Below are 18480 nucleotides of genomic sequence, written 5' to 3'. Positions count from 1 at the left end.
GGCTTGTCAGCAGGGAGAGTGGGGCGATTGCATAGCGGCAGGTTTCGGTGCGGTGCAAATGGGGTGCGAATGACCGCAACGGGGTGGTTTTCTGCCGTTCTCGTCATCCCGGCGAAAGCTGGGACCCAGGTCGGCAAGCACCGCATTTTGTGGCCCTAGGCCCCAGCTATCGCTGGGGTGACGGGGAATGCTGGATTGGGCTCGGTTCCTGAACGGCAGCTTCCGGGCTGCAAACGCGACCAGCGGACCCGCCATCACATCGCCGGGTTGGCGTAGTAGTGCCAGGTGAAGATCGCCATCGCCCCCCTCTGCGGCGACCAGCCTTCGGCCAGCGCGCGCGTCGCCTTCTCCGCCGGGCGCTCCTCCAAGCCCAGCAGCCGCTTCACCCCCTCCTGCACCGCGAGGTCGCCCGCGGGCCAGATGTCGGGGCGGCCTTCGGCGAAGAGCAGGTAGATTTCCGCCGACCAGCGCCCGATGCCCTTGATGCGGGTGAGGAGCGCGATCGCCTCCTCGTCGTCCGCGGGCAGCGCGTGGAGGTCCAGTTCGCCGGCTGCCACCAGCGCGCACAGCGAGCGCGCATAGGACTGCTTCTGGCGCGACAGCCCGCAGGCGCGCAGGGTGTCGAAGTCGCGCTCCAGCAGGCATTCCGGCGTAAAGCCCTCGCCCAGCTCCGCCTCCAGCTTCCGCCACATCGAGGCCGCCGCCGCGACCGAGACCTGCTGGCCGACGATGGTGCGCAACAGGGTGATGAAACCGCGCTCGCGCAGACGCGGCTCGGGGTAGCCGACCCGCTCCAGCGCCGCCGCCACCGCCGGCTCTCGCGCGCCCAGCGCATCGAGATCGCCGCGCAACTTTTCCGCCGTCAGTCCCATGGGCACTTTCCTCAACTTGCCTTGCGCGGCCAAGTCCCTTAGCAGCCGTGCCGCAAACGCACAGCGCCTTGTCGTGCGCTCAATCCATCGAAGAGGAACCGAGCTCCATGCCCAGACTGGTCGTCACCACCCGCGAAGGCGCCACCAGCGAGATCGAGGTCGCAGACGGCCTCACGGTGATGGAAGCGATCCGCGACAACGGCTTCGACGAGCTTCTGGCGCTGTGCGGCGGGTGCTGTTCGTGCGCGACCTGCCACGTGGTCGTCGACCCGGCCTTCGCCGACAGGTTGCCGAAGATGAGCGAGGACGAGGACGACCTCCTCGAATCCTCCGATCACCGCGTGGCCACCAGCCGCCTGTCGTGCCAGATCCCCTTCACCAGCGATCTCGACGGGCTGCACGTCACCATCGCCCCGGAAGACTGAGCGCGTCGGGACGTCGGTTTTGGACGCCGAGCTCGCCCGTTTCCTGCGCGACGAGCTGGGCCACGTGCCGGAGGGCTCCGCCGCGGCCGGGCCGTGGACGGTGAAAGGCCCGGTCTGGCTGTGGCAGGGCAGCGACGGCGCGCCGGCCAAGGGCTCGTGGTATTTCCTGATCATCGCCGGCGAGACCGCGCAGGCGATCCGTTCGGCGGCGGCGAGGGCCGATGCCTGGGGCTCGGTGCGGATCGAGGCGACGATCGGCGCGACGACCTGGCGGACCTCGCTGTTTCCCTCCAAGGCGCATGGCGGCTGGATGCTTCCGCTCAAGGCCGCGGTGCGCAAGGCCGAAAAGCTCGCCGAGGGCAGCGACGTGGAGGCGGTGCTGGCGCTGGCTTGATGCGGCCAGCTGCGCAAGGCCTCCTTGCCTAGGTCATTGCCCCGCGCGGCCTCAGCGCCTACCTTCGCCCCCATGAACATCACCCGCCCCTTTGGCGATACCCTCGCGCTTATCGGCAACACCCCGCTCGTCCGCCTTGCGGGCCCTTCCGCAGAGGCCGGCTGCGACATCTGGGGGAAGTGCGAATTCGCCAATCCCGGCTCTTCGGTCAAGGATCGCGCCGCCCTGTGGATGATCCGCGACGCGGAAAGCCGGGGCGAACTGAAGCCCGGCGGCACGGTGATCGAAGGGACGGCCGGCAACACCGGCATCGGCATCGCGCTGGTCGCCAATGCGCTGGGCTACCGGACGATCATCGTCATGCCCGACAACCAGTCCAAGGAGAAGATGGACACCCTGCGTGCGCTGGGAGCGCAGCTGGTGCTCGTCCCGCCGACCAAATATTCCGATCCCGGCCATTTCCAGCACGTCTCGCGCCGCATGGCAGAGGAGATGCCGGGGGCGGTGTGGGCCGGGCAGTTCGACAATGTCGCCAATCGCAAGGCCCATATCGAGGGCACCTCGCAGGAAATCTGGGAGCAGACCGGCGGACGGATCGACGGCTTCACTTGCGCGGCGGGCACCGGCGGGACGATCGCCGGGGTGGGCATGGGGCTGAAGGAGAAGAGCCCCGACATCCGCATCGCGCTTACCGATCCGCACGGGGCGGCGCTCTACAACTACTTTGCTCACGGCGAGCTGCGGGCAGAGGGCTCCTCGGTCGCCGAGGGGATCGGGCAGGGGCGGATCACCGCCAATCTCGAGGGCGCGCCGATCGACACGCAATACCGGATCAGCGACGAGGAGGGCCTCGTCTGGGTCGCCCGGCTGCTGCGCGAGGAGGGGCTGTGCCTCGGCCTCTCCAGCGGGATCAACGTCGCGGGCGCGGTGGCGCTGGGCCGGGAACTGGTCGCCGAGGGGCGCGAGAGGCCGCAGGTGGTGACGATCCTGTGCGACACGGGCTTCCGCTACCTGTCCACCCTCTACAACCCCGAATGGCTGGCGGCGAAGGGCCTGCCGGTGTTCGACTGGCTGGCGCGCACCCCCGCGCCCGGCGTGGAGGCGGCGGCATGAGCCGGCTCTCGCTGCGCGAAAAGCTGTTGCGCCTCAACCAGCGCACCTTGTTCCATTCGGCCGCGAGCGAGGCGCCTGCCGCCGAGGTGGAGCTTCCCGCCGCCGGCCTCGCCCGGGCCGAGGCGGTGCAGCGCGTGCAGGTCGGGCTGTTCGGGATCGGGGCGATGGTGCTGCTCGTCGGCCTCGCCAGCATCATCGGCGGGCAGGTCGAAAAGACCGACCGGCTGGCCGTGCCGGAGGCAGCGCCGACCACCGAGCCGGGGCCGCCCGCCGCCGGGGCCAACCCGCTCGCCGATGCGGGCGTGGTGCCCGACATGGCGATCCCGCCGAGCCCCTCGCCGAGCGTAGCGCCGCTCGACCTGCCCCCGCCGGGCGCGGCGCCCGGCAATGTCGCCCCGTCGCGCTAGCATCGCCGCCGCCGCGCTGATCGCGCTGCTGGCAGGGTGCCGGGCCGCGCCGTCGGAGACGGGCTCGGCCGCTGCCGCGCCGGCCGAGACGGCGCCCGCGACCCGCCCCCGGCTCGGGCTGTTGACGGGCCTTCCGCTCTATCATCCGCTCGGCGCGGACGTCGCCGCGATTGCCGCCGGCACCGCCGCGGTGCCATGGCAGCGCGCAGCCCTGGAGCGCGCCTTCACGCTCGAGCCGCTCGACACCCTCTCGCGCATTCCCGCGCTTGCCCCCGGCGCGCCGCCGACCGATCCGCTGGCAGGCCTTGCGCGCCTCGCGGTGATCCAGCCGCGCGGGCTGTCGCCCGCCGACAATGTCGCGCTCGACGACTGGGTGCGGGGCGGGGGGCGCCTGCTGATGGTGCTCGATCCGCTGCTGACCGGGGACTACGACCTGCCGATCGTGGACCCGCGCCATCCGCCGGGAAGCGCGATCATCCCCCCGGTGGTGGCGCGCTGGGGCATGAGCATCGCGGCGCCGCTTCCCGACACCGACGACGCTGCGGCAACGGGCACCGACACCCTGCCGGGCGGGGCGGGGCTGCCCTATGCCTGGCCGGGGAGCATCGCACTGCTGCCGGGCGCGGCGGGCAAGGCCTGTGTGCGGCACGCGGCGCGCATCGCGGTGTGCCGGGTGGGCAAGGGGCAGGTGACGCTGATCGCCGACGCCGCGCTGTTCGAACATCCCGAGCTCGCCGGCGAAAACGGCGCCGTGCTGCGCGCCGTGGTGCTGGAGGCGGTCGGATGAACGGTCTGCGGGAAATCGCGGGACGCCGGGGACTCGGCGGCCGGGGACGCGCGGGAAATCGCGGGGAAACGGCGGGACGATCCGGATTCGCACGGGGAGTCCGCAGGGCAGCAGCGTCTCTCGAAGGCGCAGCGGGGAGAATAACCTGATTTAATAACAGGCACTTACCGAAATTTCCCGCGAAATCCCTCAAAAAACCCTTCCATCCCCGCGCCTTCCCCGATATGACCGGGGTCCATCAGACACGCCTGAATGTCTTTCGCTGGGTCCGAGCGACCGGGCGACCGTGCCGCACACGTGCGGCCGGTGCGGGGGAGGCGTGTCCGGGGGGAAAGCGAGTGCATCAGTGCGCGCGAAGGGGCTGGTGGGCCCCTCGCGGGGGATAGAGGGGACGGCAGGCACGTGTCTGCATTTGTGGGATATAACGGCCAAGCCTACTCGCCCGCGGGCGAGAAGGGCCGTTTTGTCCTCCCTTCCGAGTTCCGCAAGGCGGTCAAGGAAAGCTCGGGCGGCAACCGCATCCTGTGCCTCACCTCGCACGGCAAGTTCGACTGCCTGATCGGCTTCGGCCTGTCCCGCCGCGACCAGTTGAACCAGCAGCTCGACCGCGAGGAGGAGCGCGCGATCCGCCTCGGCGATGCCTCCTTCGACCGCGACGTGCGCGCCCAGCAGCTGTTCGGCTTCCTCCAGGTGACCTTCGACGACAGCGGCCGCTTCGTCATGCCCGAGCACCTGCGCGGGCTCGGCCAGGTCGACGACGGGCTCTATTTCCACGCTGCCGGCGACTTCTTCTTCGTCTGGGCGCCCGAGGCGCTGAAGCGCATGGGGCCGGAATGGAAGGGCGCGCAGGCCGCCTGCGAGGCGCTGATGGCAAGCGCCCGGAAGGGGGCGGCGCAATGAGCCAGGAAGCCCCGCACATCCCCGTGCTGCTCGACGAGGTGCTCGCCGCGCTGGCCCCGCGCGAGGGGCTGACCATCGTCGATGCGACGTTCGGCGCCGGCGGCTACACGACCGCGCTGCTCGAGGCGGGCGCGCAGGTCCATGCCTTCGACCGCGATCCCGATGCCGTGGCCGCTGGCGGGGCGCTCGTCGCCCGCTACGCGGGGCGCCTCGCGCTCCACCCGGCGCGCTTCTCGGCGATGCGCGACGAACTCGCCGCCATCGGCATCGCCCAGGTCGATGGCGTGGTCATGGATATCGGCGTCTCCTCGATGCAGCTCGACCAGGGCGAGCGGGGCTTTGCCTTCATGCACGACGGCCCGCTCGATATGCGCATGAGCCGGGAGGGGGAGAGCGCGGCGGATTTCCTCAACACCGCCGACGTCGAGGTGATCGCCGACGTGCTCTACCGTTACGGCGAGGAGCGCCAGTCGCGCCGGGTCGCCCGCGCGATCGTCGCCGCGCGCCCGCTGGCGACCACCGGCGAGCTTGCCCGCGTGGTGCGCCGCGCGCTCGGCCACCGCCCGCACGACAAGAAGGACCCGGCGACCCGCACCTTCCAGGCGGTGCGCATCCATGTGAACGACGAATTGGGCGAGCTCGAGGCGGGCCTTGCCGCCGCCGAGGCGCTGCTGGTGCCCGGCGGCGTGCTGGCGGTGGTCAGCTTCCACTCTCTGGAAGATCGCATCGTCAAGCAGTTCCTGCGCAGCGCTTCTGCGGCAGGCCGAGCCGTCTCGCGCCATCTGCCGGGGGAAATCCCCGGTCCCGCGCCTACGTTCGCACAGGTTTCCAAGGCTATACGCCCGGGTGAGGCAGAGATCGCGCGCAACCCGCGCGCCCGGTCGTCCACCTTGCGTCACGCCGTTCGCACTCACGCAGCCCCGAGGAGCCTCGCCGCATGATGAACAGCTCTCAGGCCCGGTCGCTGGGATGGGTCGCGGTTCTCGCGATCTGTCTCGTCGTGGTGATCGTGCTCAGCTTCAAGGTGCACGCGGTGAAGAGCGAGGTGCTGCTCGCCGAACGCCAGCTGATCGCCTTGCAGCGCGAGAAGCTGCTGCTCGAGACCGAGTTCGAGACCCGCGCCAGCCAGCGCCAGCTCGCCGAGTGGAACCAGGTCGAGTTCGGCTACGACGCGCCGCGCGCCGGGCAGTTCCTCGACGGGGAGCGCCAGCTCGCGAGCCTCGGCGAGGTGCGCGGCCCCGGCGGGCCCGCGCCGATCCGCCTGGCCCGCGCCGAGAGCAGCGACGCTGCCGGCGGCCCGGCCGCCGCCGCGCCCGATGCGCCGATGCGCTCGCCGGTGTCGGGCGCGAAGGTCACGCTTGCCTCGGCGGGGAGCGAGAAGGATGCGGGCGCGGTCTTCACCCAGGCCTTCGGCGACTTCCTGATCGAAGCCTCGCCGATCCGTCCGGCCCGGGCCGAAACGCCGCGCTTTGCCAACACCGCCCCGGCCGCGGGCAAGGGTGGCGGCGAATGAACATGATGGCGGCCTTCCCCGCCCGCCTCTCCGCTCCTGCCCATCACGCCGCGATCCCTGTCGTCCCCGCCGGGCGCCTGCCGGGCGTCACCCTGCGCGCCCAGCTGCTGTGGTCGGCGCGGCTGCGGGTGCTGTGGCTGATCGCCGGCTTCGCGCTGATCGCGCTGATCGCGCTCCTGCGGATCGTCTCGCTGGGGCTCGGCGGGCAGGCCCCGCAGCGCACCAGCCTCGAGGAGGCGATGGTGCCGCCGCGCGGCGAGATCACCGATCGCAACGGCGCCCCGCTGGCCCGTGCCTTTCCGGCCTATGCCCTGTGGTTCGAACCCTCGGCGATGGGCGACACGGGCTCGCCGCTGGTCCATTCGCCCGAAGAGGTCGCCGCAGGCCTCAAGAAGATCTTCCCCGATATCGACGAGGCGCGCATGGCCCGCCGCCTCGCCTCGGGCAAGCCCGGCTATCTGCGCCGCCGCATCCTGCCCGAAGAGGCCAACCGCGTCTTCGCGCTGGGCGAGATCGCGCTCGAGATCCCGCGCGAGAGCGACCGCTACTACCCGCAGGGCACTCTGGCCGCGCATGTGCTGGGCTACGTGGTCGAGAACAAGGGCGGCAAGATCGGCATGGAGGAGGTGCTCGAGGAGCGCCTCAGCAGCCGCGCCAGCCGCACCGATCCGGTGGCGCTGTCGATCGACGTCAGGGTGCAGGGCGCGCTCGAGGACGAGCTGCGGCGCGGGATGCTGGCGACGAATGCGCTGGGCGCGGCGGGCATCGTGCTCGATGTCGACACCGGCGAGGTGATGGCGATGGCCTCGCTCCCCGAGTTCGATCCCAACACTGCCGGCGCGGCCGGGGCGCCCAATGTCTTCAACCGTGCCACCAACGGGGTCTACGAGCTCGGCTCGACCTTCAAGCCGCTGACCGTCGCCGCCGCCATCGATGCGGGCGTGGTGCGCGATCTCGGCCGCCAGTGGAACGCCGCGCCCGTCCCGGTCGGGCGCCGCACGATCAAGGATTCGCACCCCTTGGGGCCGAGCCTCAACGCGCCCCAGGCGCTCGTCCATTCGTCCAACACCGTGACGGCGCGGATCGCCGATGAACTGGGCCCGGAAAAGCTGCGCCGCGCGATGATGGACCTTGGCATGGACCGCCGCCCGTTCATCGAACTACCCGGCAAGGGCAAGCCGCTGTGGCCCAAGGGCGCCTGGAGCCGGGTCACCAACATGACGGTCGGCTTCGGCCACGGCCTTGCGGTGACCCCGCTGCACCTCGCCTCCGCCTATGCGGCGATGGTCAACGGCGGCATCTGGCGCCCGGCGACGCTGATGAAGCTCGCACCGGCCGATGTTCCGCAGGGGCGGCGCGTGTTCAAGGAATCGACCTCCTCGAAGATGCGCCAGATGCTGCGGATGATCTCGCTCTACGGCACCGGGCGCAGCGCCAATGCGCCGGGCTACCGGATTGGCGGCAAGACCGGCTCGGCCGAGAAGGCGGGTGCGGGCGGCTACAACAAGACCGCGCTGGTCTCCTCCTTCGCCGCCGCCTTCCCGATGGATGCGCCGCGCTACGTGGTGGTGGTGGTGGTCGACGAGCCCAAGGGCACCGTCGCTTCGAGCTTCCAGCGCACCGCCGCCTTCACCTCGGCGCCGATCGTCGGCAAGCTGGTGCCGCGCATCGGCCCGATGCTCGGCGTGCAACCCGACGACACGCGCGACGTCGATATCTCGGACCTGCGCTATCTGGTCGACCGGAGCGGCGGGGAATGAGGCTGGGGGACCTGCTGCGGACCGCCGGGCTGGCGGGGGACGGCGATACGCCGGTGACCGGCTTCGCCATCGATCACCGCAAGGTCGCGCCGGGCACCGTGTTCGGCGCCTTCAAGGGCGCGAGCGTCAATGGCGAGGACTTCATTCCGGCAGCGATTGCGGCGGGCGCGGTGGCGGTGGTCGCCCGCCCGGAAGCGCAAGTCGAGGGTGCGCTGCACATCGCCGACGCCAACCCCCGCCGCGCCTTCGCGCGCCTCGCGGCAGGCTTCTTCGCGCCCTATCCGCAGACCATCGTCGCGGTGACGGGGACCAACGGCAAGACCTCCACCGTCGAGATGACCCGCCAGATCTGGCGCATGGCGGGGGAGCGCGCGGCGAGCATCGGGACGCTCGGCGTCACCACCCCCGACGGGAGCGTCTCGACCGGTCTCACCACGCCGGACATCGTGACCTTCCTCGCCAACATGGCGGGCCTCGCGCGCGAGGGTGTCTCCCACGTTGCCTACGAGGCCTCGAGCCACGGGCTGCACCAGTACCGCAACGAGGGGCTGACGCTGGCGGCTTCCGCCTTCACCAATTTCAGCCGCGACCATCTCGACTACCACGGCACGATGGAGGCCTATTTCGCGGCCAAGATGCGGCTGTTCACCGAAGTCGTCGCACCCGGCAGCCCGGCGGTGATCCATGATGCGGGTGACGGGTCGGAATGGACCGCCAAGGCGATCGCGCAAGGCCAGGCACGCGGCCTCAGGGTGCTGACGGTCGGCGAGGGCGGCGCCTTCCTCAAGCTGACCGCCCGCGAACCCGGGCAGTTGGGACAGGTTCTTCACATCGAACATCAAGGTGAGGCGCGGAAAGTGAACCTGCCGCTGATCGGCGCCTACCAGGCCGCCAATGCGCTGGTCGCGGCAGGACTCGCGCTGGCGACAGGCGTTGCGCCTTCCGCCGCCTTCGACGCGCTCACCCGGCTCCAGCCGGTGCGCGGGCGGCTGGAGCGCGCCGCGCTCAACGCCGCCGGGGCGCCTGCCTATGTCGACTACGCCCACACGCCCGACGCGCTCGAGGCCGCCATCGCCGCGCTGCGCCCGCACGTCGCCGAAGGCGGCCGCCTGATCGTGGTATTCGGCGCAGGCGGGGACCGCGACGCGGGCAAGCGCTCCGAGATGGGCGCCGTCGCCGCGCGCGCCGCCGACCTCGTGATCGTCACCGATGATAACCCGCGCTCGGAAGACCCTGCCGCGATCCGCGCCGCGATCCTTGCGGGCGCGGGCGAGGGGGCGCGCGACATCGGCGACCGGCGCGCCGCGATTGCCGCCGCCATCGCCGAGGCGGGCGCGCGCGACATCGTGCTGATCGCCGGCAAGGGCCACGAACAGGGCCAGATTTTCGGATCGGGAGAGACCATGCGGATCGAAGCTTTCGACGACGTCGAGGTGGCGCGCGCCTGCGCCGGAGGCCAGTGCTGATGAATATGCCGCTTGCGCACCCCATGCTGCACCAATGGCCGGTTACGCCGCGCGACGCGCTGCCGCTGGCGCTGTGGACCGCCGCCGAAATCGAGGCAACTTGCCGAGGAATCGCCAGCCACGACTTCCAGGCCTCGGGCGTCGAAATGGATTCGCGCGACGTGAAGCCGGGGGACGTCTTCGTGGCGCTCAAGGGCGAGGCGATGGACGGTCACAGGTTCCTGCCCCAGGCCTTTGAAAAGGGCGCGGTTGCCGCGATCGTCGATCGGCCGGTGGATTACCCCCACGTGCTGGTGAAGGACACCACCGAGGCGCTTCATGCCCTTGCTCACGCCGCGCGCGACCGCGCTGTCGAGGCAGTGCGGATCGGGATCACTGGCTCGGTCGGCAAGACCGGCGTGAAGGAAGCGATCTTCGCCTGCCTCGACCGGGCGAGCCGCGGCGCGGCGCATCGTTCGGTGCGCAGCTACAACAACCATGTCGGCGTGCCCTTGAGCCTCGCCCGGATGCCGGCGCGTGCGAAATACGGCGTGTTCGAGATGGGGATGAACCACGCGGGCGAGATCGCGCCGCTCGCCGCCCACGCGCGGCCGCACGTGGCGCTCATCACCACCATCGCGCCCGCGCATATCGAGAACCTCGGCAGCCTTGAGGCGATCGCCGACGAAAAGGCGCAGATTTACACCGGACTTGTCCCCGGCGGTGTCGCCATCGTCCCTGCCGACAGCGAATGGGCCGAGCGGCTGATCGGCCACGCCAAGGCCTGCGGGGCCAAGGTCGTGACCTTCGGCCGTGCCGCCACTGCCGATGTGCGGCTGCTCGACGCGATCCCGGCGGCGGGCGGCGGCTCGCTGATCACGGCGGACCTCGGCGATCGGCGCATCTGCTACCATCTCGCCGAGCCTGGCGAGCACTGGGTGGTCAACTCGCTGGGCGTGATCGCGGCGGTGCGCGCGGCGGGCGGCGACCTTGCCAGCGCCGGCCTCGCGCTTGCCGAGATGGGCGGCCTCAAGGGCCGGGGCGCGCGGCACAGCATCGCTGTCGCCGGCGGGAGCGCGCTCATCATCGACGAAAGCTACAACGCCAACCCCGCCTCGATGCGCGCGACGCTCAAGACGCTCGCCGCGACGCCTGCAACGCGCCGCATCGCGGTGCTCGGCAGCATGAAGGAGCTCGGCGACTTTGCCGAAGCGTTCCATCGCCAGCTCGCCGCGCCGCTGGCCGAGGCGGGCGTCGACCACGCGATCCTCGTCGGCGACGAGATGCGCGCGCTGGCGGACGAGTTGGGGAAAGGTGCCAGCGCCTCGCTTGGCAAGGGCCTCACCTTCGCCCATTGCGAAACGCCTGCCGAAGCCATCGCGGCGCTCGGGCAATTCGGTCTCGCAGGGGGGGATGCGGTGCTGGTCAAGGGTTCCAATTCCGTCGGATTGGGCAGGCTTGTGGCACATTACACCGAGGACGCCCGCACGGGAGGCTGACGCCCGCGGACGGCGGGCACCAAAGGAAGACCGAATGCTCTATCTGCTTGCCGAGTGGCTTGGCTTCGAAGGCATCCTCAATCTGGTGCGCTACCAGACCTTCCGCGCCGGGGCGACGCTGGTCACCGCGCTGCTGATCGGCCTTCTCATCGGCCCGCGCTTCATCAACCTCCTGCGCGTGCGGCAGGGCAAGGGCCAGCCGATCCGCGAGGACGGGCCGCAGACGCACCTCGCCAAGCGCGGGACGCCGACGATGGGCGGGCTGATGATCCTCGTCTCGCTGTCGCTTGCGCTGCTGATCTGGATGGACCTCGCGAGCCCTTTCGTCTGGGCGTGCTTCGCGGTGACCATGGGCTTCGGGCTGATCGGCTTCCTCGACGACTATGACAAGGTCGCGAAGAACAGCCATGCAGGCGTGCCCGGCAGGGTGCGGCTCGCCGGCGAGTTCGTGGTGGCGGGGATCGCCGCCTGGCTGATCGTCAGCCAGATCAACACCAATCTCTACCTCCCCTTCCTCACCGGGGTGAGCATCCCGCTCGGGCCCTTCTACTATGTCTTTGCCGCCTTCGTGATCGTCGGAGCGGGCAATGCGGTGAACCTCACCGACGGGCTCGATGGCCTGGCGATCATGCCGGTGATCATCGCGGCGGGCACCTTTGCGATCATCGCCTATCTGGTCGGCCGGGTCGATTTCAGCTCCTACCTCGGCATTCCCCACGTGCCGGGAGCGGGGGAGCTGGCGATCTTCTGCGCGGCGATCATCGGGTCGGGGCTCGCGTTCCTGTGGTTCAACGCGCCGCCTGCCGCGGTGTTCATGGGCGACACGGGCTCGCTGGCCTTGGGCGGCGCGCTGGGCGCGATCGCGGTCGCCTCGCACCACGAGGTCGTCCTCGCGATCGTCGGCGGGCTGTTCGTGCTCGAGGCGGTGAGCGTGATCGTCCAGGTCTTCTGGTTCAAGCGCACCGGCCGCCGCATCTTCCGCATGGCGCCGATCCATCACCACTTCGAACAGCTCGGCTGGAGCGAGAGCAAGGTCGTGATCCGTTTCTGGATCATCGCCATCGTGCTCGCGCTGATCGGCCTGTCGACGCTGAAGCTCAGGTAAGGGGGGCAGCGCGGCGTGATCACCTCCCCGGCCTTCAAGGGAAAGCGCTTCGCCGTGCTTGGCCTTGCCCGTTCGGGCGCGGCCGCGGCCGAGGCGCTGCTCGCGAGCGGGGCCGAGGTGATCGGCTGGGATCGCCAGCCCCACGCGCGCGAACCCTTCGAGGGGCGCTGCCGGCTGATCGATCCGCTGGAACTCGACCTCACCGGCTTTGCGGGCGTGGTGGTGTCGCCCGGCGTGCCGCTCAACACCCACCCGATCGGGCCGCACGTTTGGCAATACGGCCTCCCCGTCATCGGCGACATCGAGCTGTTCGCGCGGGCCCGCGGCAGCCTGCCGCCGCACCGGGTGGTCGGCATCACCGGCACCAACGGCAAGTCGACCACCACCGCGCTGGTCCACCACATCCTCCAGAGCGCAGGCGTGCCGAGCGTGATGGGCGGCAATATCGGCGAGCCGATCCTCGCGCAGGAACCGCTTCCCGAGGGCGGGGTCTATGTGCTCGAACTGTCGAGCTTCCAGATCGACCTCACCTTCAGTCTCGACTGCGACGTCGCCGCGCTCACCAACATCACGCCCGATCATCTCGACCGCTACGCCGACTTCGCCGCCTATGCCGCCGCGAAGGAACGGCTGTTCCAGATGCAACAGGGGGGCACCGCGATCATCTGCGACGAGGACGAGCCCACCCGCGCCATCGCCGACCGGCTGGTGGCGGCGGGCCGGGGCATGGTGCGGGTGAAGACCGGCGACCTCGCGGCGGCAGGGCTGGCCGAAGGGCGCTCGCCGTCGCTCGCCGGGCCGCACAATGCCCAGAACGCCGCCGTCGCGGTCGCGATCTGCCGACATCTCGGCCTGACCGACGCGGCCATCGCGCAGGGCCTTGCCACCTATGCCGGCCTGCCGCACCGCATGGAGCGGGTTTGCGAGGCGGGGGGCGTCACCTACATCAACGACAGCAAGGCGACCAACGCCGCGTCGGCCGCTCCGGCGCTCGCCGCCTTCCCGCCCGACCCGGCGGTCAACGGCGGCGCGCCCCGCATCCACTGGATCGTCGGCGGCTTGCCCAAGGAGGACGGATTGGGCGCCTGCGCCGATCACCTCGGCAATGTCGCGGCGGCCTACACCGTGGGCGAGGCCGGGCCGATGTTCGCCGAGCTGCTCGAGGGCCGGGTGAGGGTCGAGCGCTGCGAGCTCATCAGCGAGGCGGTGCGCCGCGCCGAGGCCGCCGCGCGCCCCGGCGAGGTGGTGCTGCTCTCGCCCGCCTGCGCCTCCTACGACCAGTTCCGCGACTACGAGAAGCGCGGCCACCACTTCCGCCAGATGATCGGCGCGATCACCGGCTGCGAGACCAGCGCGCCCGCCGGCGGCGGTGAGGAGCGGCCATGACCTTTCCCGCCTATACCCCCGTCGCCCGCACCAGCGGCGGCTATCTGCCCCCGGCCACCGTCCAGCGTCGCTGGCGCGACCGGCTGCGCGTGTGGTGGCGCGAGATCGACAAGGTGCTGCTGCTGCTGATCCTCGTCTTGATGGGGATCGGCATCATCGCCGTCGCCGCCGCCTCCCCGGCGAGCGCCGACCAGCTTTCGACCGCGCGCGAGCGGGTGCCGGACTTCATGTTCTTCCAGCGGCACATCGTCTTCCAGGTGATGGGCCTCGGGGTGATGATCGGCCTCAGCTTCCTCGACCGCGACCAGGCGCGGCGGATCGGCATTCTCGTCGGCGCGATCATGCTCGCGCTCCTGTTCGTCGTGCCGATCATCGGCGAGGAGAAGAACGGGGCGAAGCGCTGGATCAATGTCGGCATGAGCCTCCAGCCCTCCGAGTTCCTGAAGCCCGGTTTCGCGATCATCTGCGCCTGGGTGCTGAGCTGGAAGCTGCGCGATCCGGGCCTGCCGGTGATCTGGTACGTCTCGGCCTTCTTCGGCCTCATCGCCGGGCTGCTGATGCTCCAGCCCAACCTCGGCGATGCGATCCTGTTCGGCGGCATCTGGCTCGTCATGGTTCTGCTCGCCGGGATGCAATGGCAGCGCATCGCGGCGCTCGGCGGGATCGGCGCAGGCGGGCTGGTGCTCGCCTACATGTTCTACGACAACGCCCGCCACCGTATCGACGGCTTCCTGGGCGGGGGCACCGCCTTCGACCAGGTCGACCTCGCCCAGCGCACGATCACTGCCGGCGGGTGGACCGGCACCGGCCTGTGGCTCGGCATCCGCAAGATGAACCTCCCCGAGGCGCACACCGACTACATCTTCTCGGTCATCGGCGAGGAGTTCGGCCTGCTGATGTGCGCGGCGATCGTGCTGCTCTACTGCGCGCTGGTGATGCGCGCCCTGTCGCGGCTGGTGGGCGAGGACAACCTCTTCGCCGTGCTCGCGGCGGCAGGCCTCATCACCCAGTTCGGCGGCCAGGCCTTCATCAACATCCTCGTCAACTTGAAGCTGTTCCCCTCCAAGGGCATGACCCTGCCGCTGATCTCCTACGGCGGTTCATCGACACTGGCGGTGTGCTTCACCCTTGGGCTATTGCTGGCGATCACCCGGCGCAATCCCTTCCTCGCCCGCGAGGGCGGAACATTGCGCGACCTGATCGAACGCAAGGAAGAACGCCCATGACGAGCGAACCCCGCAGCGGAGCGACCCGGCATTACGTCCTGGCGGCAGGCGGCACCGGCGGGCATCTGATCCCCGCCTTCGCGCTCGCCGCCGAACTGCACCAGCGCGGCCACCACGTGGCGCTGATCACCGATGCGCGCGGGGCGGGCATTCCGGGCAAGCCCGATTACCTTCCCGCCCATGTCCTGCCGGCCGGTCGATTCGGCAAGAACCCGCTGGGCTGGATCGCAGGCGTGCGCGCGGTGCTCGAGGGGCGGCGCATGGCGCTGCGCCTGTTCGAGAGCTTCCAGCCTTCGGCGATCGTCGGCTTCGGCGGCTACCCCGCGCTTCCCGCGCTGCTCGCCGCGACCGCCGCGAAGCTGCCGAGCATCGTGCACGAACAGAACGCGGTGCTCGGCCGGGTCAACCGCCTGCTGGCGGGCCGGGTCGACGCGATCGCCACGTCCTATGACGAGGTCGACCGGCTGAGCCCCAAGCACGCCGCCAAGGTCCATCTCACCGGCAACCCGGTGCGCGCCGAGGTCCTCGCCTTGCGCGATCAGGACTTCCCGGCCTTCAGCGAGGAGAGCCTGCTGCGCATCCTCGTCACCGGCGGCTCGCAGGGTGCGCGCGTGCTCTCCGAGGTCGTGCCCGACGGGCTCGCCATGCTGCCGCCCGCCTTGCGCCAGCGACTTCAGGTGACGCAGCAGGCCCGGCCGGAGGATCTCGAGGCAGTGCGCCGCCGCTATGCCGAGCACGACATTCCGGCCGAACTCGGCACCTATTTCGAGGATATGCACGAGCGCCTCGCCGACGCGCATCTGTTCATCGGCCGCGCAGGGGCTTCGACCATCGCCGAGCTCACCGCCGTGGGCCGCCCGGCGATCCTGATACCGCTGCCCATCGCCACCGACGATCACCAGGCGGTCAACACCCGCGAGATGGTCAAGGCCGGCGGCGCGCGGATGATCCGGCAGGAGGCCTTCCAGCCCAAGGAGCTCGCCAAGCAGATCCAGGTCATGGCAGTCAATCCGCAGAGCCTCGCCAACGCGGCGCATTGTGCCTTCAACTGCGGACGGCCCGATGCCGCGCAGGCGCTCGCCGATCTCGTCGAGGGGATGAGCGGGATCGATCTCATGGACGTGATCCGCGTCGGCGAGACCGCCCCCGCCGCGGGCGTCGCCGCGCGCACCGTTCCCGGCACGGCGCGCAAAGCCGCCAAGGAGCGCGCCGAACCATGAGAGGCGTGGGCACCGATATCGGCATCATCCACTTCGTCGGCATCGGCGGGATCGGGATGAGCGGCATCGCCGAAGTGATGCACAACCTCGGCTACAAGGTGCAGGGCTCCGACATCGCCGAGGGTCCGAGCGTCGAGCGTCTGCGCGCGCGCGGGATCACCGTGCACGTCGGCCATATGAAGGAAAATGTCGAAGGTGTGGCGGTGGTCGTCACCTCCACCGCCGTGCGCCGGACCAACCCCGAAGTCGCCGCAGCCCTCGAAGCCCGCATCCCCGTGGTGCGCCGCGCGGAGATGCTGGCCGAGCTGATGCGCCTCAAATCGACCGTCGCGGTCGCAGGCACGCACGGTAAGACCACCACCACCTCGATGATCGCCACGCTTCTGGACGCGGGCGGGATCGACCCCACCGTCATCAATGGCGGGATCATCGAGCAATACGGCTCCAACGCCCGCCTCGGCGACAGCGACTGGATGGTGGTGGAGGCCGACGAGAGCGACGGCAGCTTCCTGCGTCTGGACGGCACCATCGCGGTCGTCACCAATATCGATCCCGAGCATCTTGATCACTACGGCGATTTCGACGGGGTGAAGCGGGCTTTCGTCGAGTTCATCCACAACGTCCCCTTCTACGGCGCGGCGGTGCTGTGCGTCGATCACCCCGTCGTGCAGGCGGTGATCGGCGATGTGCGCGACCGCAAGGTCGTGACTTACGGGTTCTCGCTCCAGGCCGACATCTGCGGGGTCAACATCGCTTCCGAGGACGGGGGCAACCGCTTCGACGTGATCGTCCGCCAGCGCGGCGAACATGACCGCCGGATCGAGGGCGTCCACCTGCCCATGCCCGGCCGCCACAACGTCCAGAACGCGCTCGCCGCCATCGCCGTCGCCATCGAGATGGGCTGTTCGGACGACGTGATCCGCACCGGCTTTGCCCGTTTCGGCGGGGTGCGGCGGCGCTTCACCAAGGTGGGCACGCTCGCGCTCGATGGTGGCCATGTCACCGTGATCGACGACTACGCCCACCACCCGGTCGAGATCCGCGCCGTGCTATCCGCCGCGCGCGAGGCAGTCGCCGCCGGGGGGCGCGTGATCGCCGTCGCCCAACCGCACCGCTACACCCGCCTCAATGACCTGATGGGCGAGTTCCAGTCCTGCTTCGACGATGCCGATATCGCCTATGTCGCCCCGGTCTATCCGGCGGGCGAGGACCCGATCCCGGGGGCCGATCACGAAGCGCTCGTCGCGGGCATGAAGGCGCGCGGGCACCGGGCGGCGCGCGAGATCGCCGGGGCCGACGCACTGGCCGAGACATTGGCGGGCGAAGTCCAGCCCGGCGACATGGTCGTCTGCCTCGGCGCGGGCGACATCACCAGGTGGGCGGCGGGCCTCGCCCCGGCGATCGCCGCGCGGCGGGGGTCCGAGGCGGCATGAACCAGCCCGGCGATACCTATGTCTACGGCACCGGGATGGCCCCGACCTGCGCGGTCGAGGGTGCCGTCGCCGCGCCCGTGCCCTTGGACGGCATTCGCGGCAAGCTGACCTGCAAGGCCCCGCTTGCGCCCTACACCTGGTTCAAGACCGGCGGGCCGGCCGACTGGTTGTTCGAGCCTGCGGATCTCGACGACCTCAAGATGTTCCTCGAGCGGCTCGAGGGCGAGATCCCGGTGATGGCGCTGGGCCTTGGCTCCAACATGATCGTGCGCGACGGCGGCGTGCCGGGCGTGGTGGTGCGGCTCGGCAAGGCTTTCGCCGGCGTCGAGCGGAGCGGCGACATGGAACTGACCTGCGGCGGCGGGGCGAGCGGCATCCTCGTGGCCTCCAAGGCGCGCGATGCGGGCATCGCCGGGTGCGAATTCATGCGCGGCATCCCCGGCACGGTCGGCGGCTTCGTGCGCATGAACGGCGGCGCCTATGGGCGCGAGGTGGCCGACGTGCTGGTCGATTGCGCGGTGATCCTGCCCGACGGCAGCTTCGTGACGCTCACCGCCGCCGAGCTCGACTACGGTTATCGTCATTCTGCCCTGCCCGAAGGCGCGATCGTGGTCACAGCGCGGTTCCGCGGCCATCCGGGCGACCCGGCGACGATCGGCGCCGAGATGGACCGCATCGCCGCCGCGCGCGAGGCTTCACAGCCCTTGCGCACCAAGACCGGCGGGTCGACCTTCAAGAACCCGGACCCCGCCGTCTCGGGCGGGCGCAAGGCGTGGCAGCTGGTCGACGAGGCGGGATGCCGGGGCTTGAAGCTCGGCGGCGCGCAGGTTTCGGAGAAGCACACCAACTTCCTCCTCAACACCGGCGATGCCACCAGCGCCGACATCGAGGGGCTGGGCGAGCTGGTCCGCGACAAGGTCTACGCCGCGACCGGCGTGAGCCTCGAATGGGAAATCCAGCGGGTGGGGCGGCCGTGAGCGGCCACGCCCATCTCC

Annotated in this window: 18 protein-coding genes; 17 read left to right on the top strand and 1 reads right to left on the bottom strand. The window is 70.3% G+C overall.

Annotated features, from left to right (window positions below; translation table 11 throughout):
- Positions 1 to 254 precede the first annotated feature (254 nt).
- Positions 255 to 872 (bottom strand): DNA-3-methyladenine glycosylase family protein, encoded by a 618-nt coding sequence (locus OPU67_RS07260; protein WP_267618748.1) that lies wholly within the window; start codon positions 870 to 872, stop codon positions 255 to 257.
- Positions 873 to 979: 107 nt separating this feature from the next.
- Here OPU67_RS07260 and OPU67_RS07255 point away from each other — a divergent pair, with 107 nt between their 5' ends.
- The 17 genes from OPU67_RS07255 (at position 980) to murB (ending at position 18462) form a co-directional block, all read left to right on the top strand.
- Positions 980 to 1297 (top strand): 2Fe-2S iron-sulfur cluster-binding protein, encoded by a 318-nt coding sequence (locus OPU67_RS07255; protein WP_267618747.1) that lies wholly within the window; start codon positions 980 to 982, stop codon positions 1295 to 1297.
- Positions 1298 to 1316: 19 nt separating this feature from the next.
- Positions 1317 to 1691: a DUF1905 domain-containing protein gene (locus OPU67_RS07250; protein ID WP_267618746.1), complete on the top strand. Its 375-nt coding sequence runs from the start codon at positions 1317 to 1319 to the stop codon at positions 1689 to 1691.
- A gap of 72 nt (positions 1692 to 1763) precedes the next feature.
- Positions 1764 to 2804 (top strand): cysteine synthase A, encoded by a 1041-nt coding sequence (locus OPU67_RS07245; protein WP_267618744.1) that lies wholly within the window; start codon positions 1764 to 1766, stop codon positions 2802 to 2804.
- Positions 2801 to 3211 carry a hypothetical protein gene (locus tag OPU67_RS07240; RefSeq protein WP_267618743.1) on the top strand — a complete coding sequence of 137 codons (411 nt, stop codon included), beginning with the start codon at positions 2801 to 2803 and terminating at the stop codon, positions 3209 to 3211. Before OPU67_RS07245 ends, OPU67_RS07240 begins: the two co-directional genes overlap by 4 nt.
- Positions 3192 to 3998, top strand: a complete 807-nt coding sequence (locus OPU67_RS07235; RefSeq protein ID WP_267618742.1) for a hypothetical protein — start codon at positions 3192 to 3194, stop codon at positions 3996 to 3998. Before OPU67_RS07240 ends, OPU67_RS07235 begins: the two co-directional genes overlap by 20 nt.
- 402 nt (positions 3999 to 4400) lie before the next feature.
- On the top strand, positions 4401 to 4898 hold the full coding sequence (locus OPU67_RS07230) for a division/cell wall cluster transcriptional repressor MraZ (protein WP_267618735.1): 498 nt from the start codon (positions 4401 to 4403) through the stop codon (positions 4896 to 4898).
- Positions 4895 to 5839 carry a 16S rRNA (cytosine(1402)-N(4))-methyltransferase RsmH gene (gene rsmH / locus OPU67_RS07225; protein WP_267618732.1) on the top strand — a complete coding sequence of 315 codons (945 nt, stop codon included), beginning with the start codon at positions 4895 to 4897 and terminating at the stop codon, positions 5837 to 5839. The genes OPU67_RS07230 and rsmH overlap by 4 nt, the downstream gene beginning before the upstream one ends.
- On the top strand, positions 5836 to 6411 hold the full coding sequence (locus tag OPU67_RS07220; RefSeq protein ID WP_267618725.1) for a hypothetical protein: 576 nt from the start codon (positions 5836 to 5838) through the stop codon (positions 6409 to 6411). The genes rsmH and OPU67_RS07220 overlap by 4 nt, the downstream gene beginning before the upstream one ends.
- A gap of 2 nt (positions 6412 to 6413) precedes the next feature.
- Positions 6414 to 8171, top strand: a complete 1758-nt coding sequence (locus tag OPU67_RS07215) for a peptidoglycan D,D-transpeptidase FtsI family protein (RefSeq protein WP_420708975.1) — start codon at positions 6414 to 6416, stop codon at positions 8169 to 8171.
- Positions 8168 to 9637, top strand: coding sequence for a UDP-N-acetylmuramoyl-L-alanyl-D-glutamate--2,6-diaminopimelate ligase (locus OPU67_RS07210; protein ID WP_267618721.1), 1470 nt, complete (start codon positions 8168 to 8170; stop codon positions 9635 to 9637). The genes OPU67_RS07215 and OPU67_RS07210 overlap by 4 nt, the downstream gene beginning before the upstream one ends.
- A gap of 23 nt (positions 9638 to 9660) precedes the next feature.
- Complete coding sequence (locus tag OPU67_RS07205; RefSeq protein ID WP_267618719.1) at positions 9661 to 11115, top strand: UDP-N-acetylmuramoyl-tripeptide--D-alanyl-D-alanine ligase; 1455 nt, start codon at positions 9661 to 9663, stop codon at positions 11113 to 11115.
- 34 nt (positions 11116 to 11149) lie between these two features.
- Positions 11150 to 12220 carry a phospho-N-acetylmuramoyl-pentapeptide-transferase gene (gene mraY / locus OPU67_RS07200; protein ID WP_267618717.1) on the top strand — a complete coding sequence of 357 codons (1071 nt, stop codon included), beginning with the start codon at positions 11150 to 11152 and terminating at the stop codon, positions 12218 to 12220.
- A 15-nt stretch (positions 12221 to 12235) separates the two neighbouring features.
- The gene (murD, locus tag OPU67_RS07195; protein WP_267618715.1) at positions 12236 to 13606 is read left to right on the top strand and encodes a UDP-N-acetylmuramoyl-L-alanine--D-glutamate ligase; all 1371 of its coding nucleotides are present in this window, start codon (positions 12236 to 12238) and stop codon (positions 13604 to 13606) included.
- Entirely contained in the window at positions 13603 to 14832 is a 1230-nt protein-coding gene (locus OPU67_RS07190) for an FtsW/RodA/SpoVE family cell cycle protein (RefSeq protein ID WP_267618713.1), read from the top strand. The genes murD and OPU67_RS07190 overlap by 4 nt, the downstream gene beginning before the upstream one ends.
- Complete coding sequence (gene murG, locus OPU67_RS07185; RefSeq protein ID WP_267618711.1) at positions 14829 to 16052, top strand: undecaprenyldiphospho-muramoylpentapeptide beta-N-acetylglucosaminyltransferase; 1224 nt, start codon at positions 14829 to 14831, stop codon at positions 16050 to 16052. The genes OPU67_RS07190 and murG overlap by 4 nt, the downstream gene beginning before the upstream one ends.
- The gene (gene murC / locus OPU67_RS07180) at positions 16049 to 17485 is read left to right on the top strand and encodes a UDP-N-acetylmuramate--L-alanine ligase (protein ID WP_267618709.1); all 1437 of its coding nucleotides are present in this window, start codon (positions 16049 to 16051) and stop codon (positions 17483 to 17485) included. The genes murG and murC overlap by 4 nt, the downstream gene beginning before the upstream one ends.
- A gap of 35 nt (positions 17486 to 17520) precedes the next feature.
- Entirely contained in the window at positions 17521 to 18462 is a 942-nt protein-coding gene (gene murB, locus OPU67_RS07175; RefSeq protein WP_267618786.1) for a UDP-N-acetylmuramate dehydrogenase, read from the top strand.
- Positions 18463 to 18480 lie beyond the last annotated feature (18 nt).

Source organism: Erythrobacter sp. WG (genome assembly GCF_026586795.1).
Taxonomy (GTDB): Bacteria; Pseudomonadota; Alphaproteobacteria; order Sphingomonadales; family Sphingomonadaceae; genus Erythrobacter.
The sequence above is the reverse complement of the archived record's forward strand: the minus strand, read 5'-3'. Positions and strand labels throughout refer to the sequence as shown.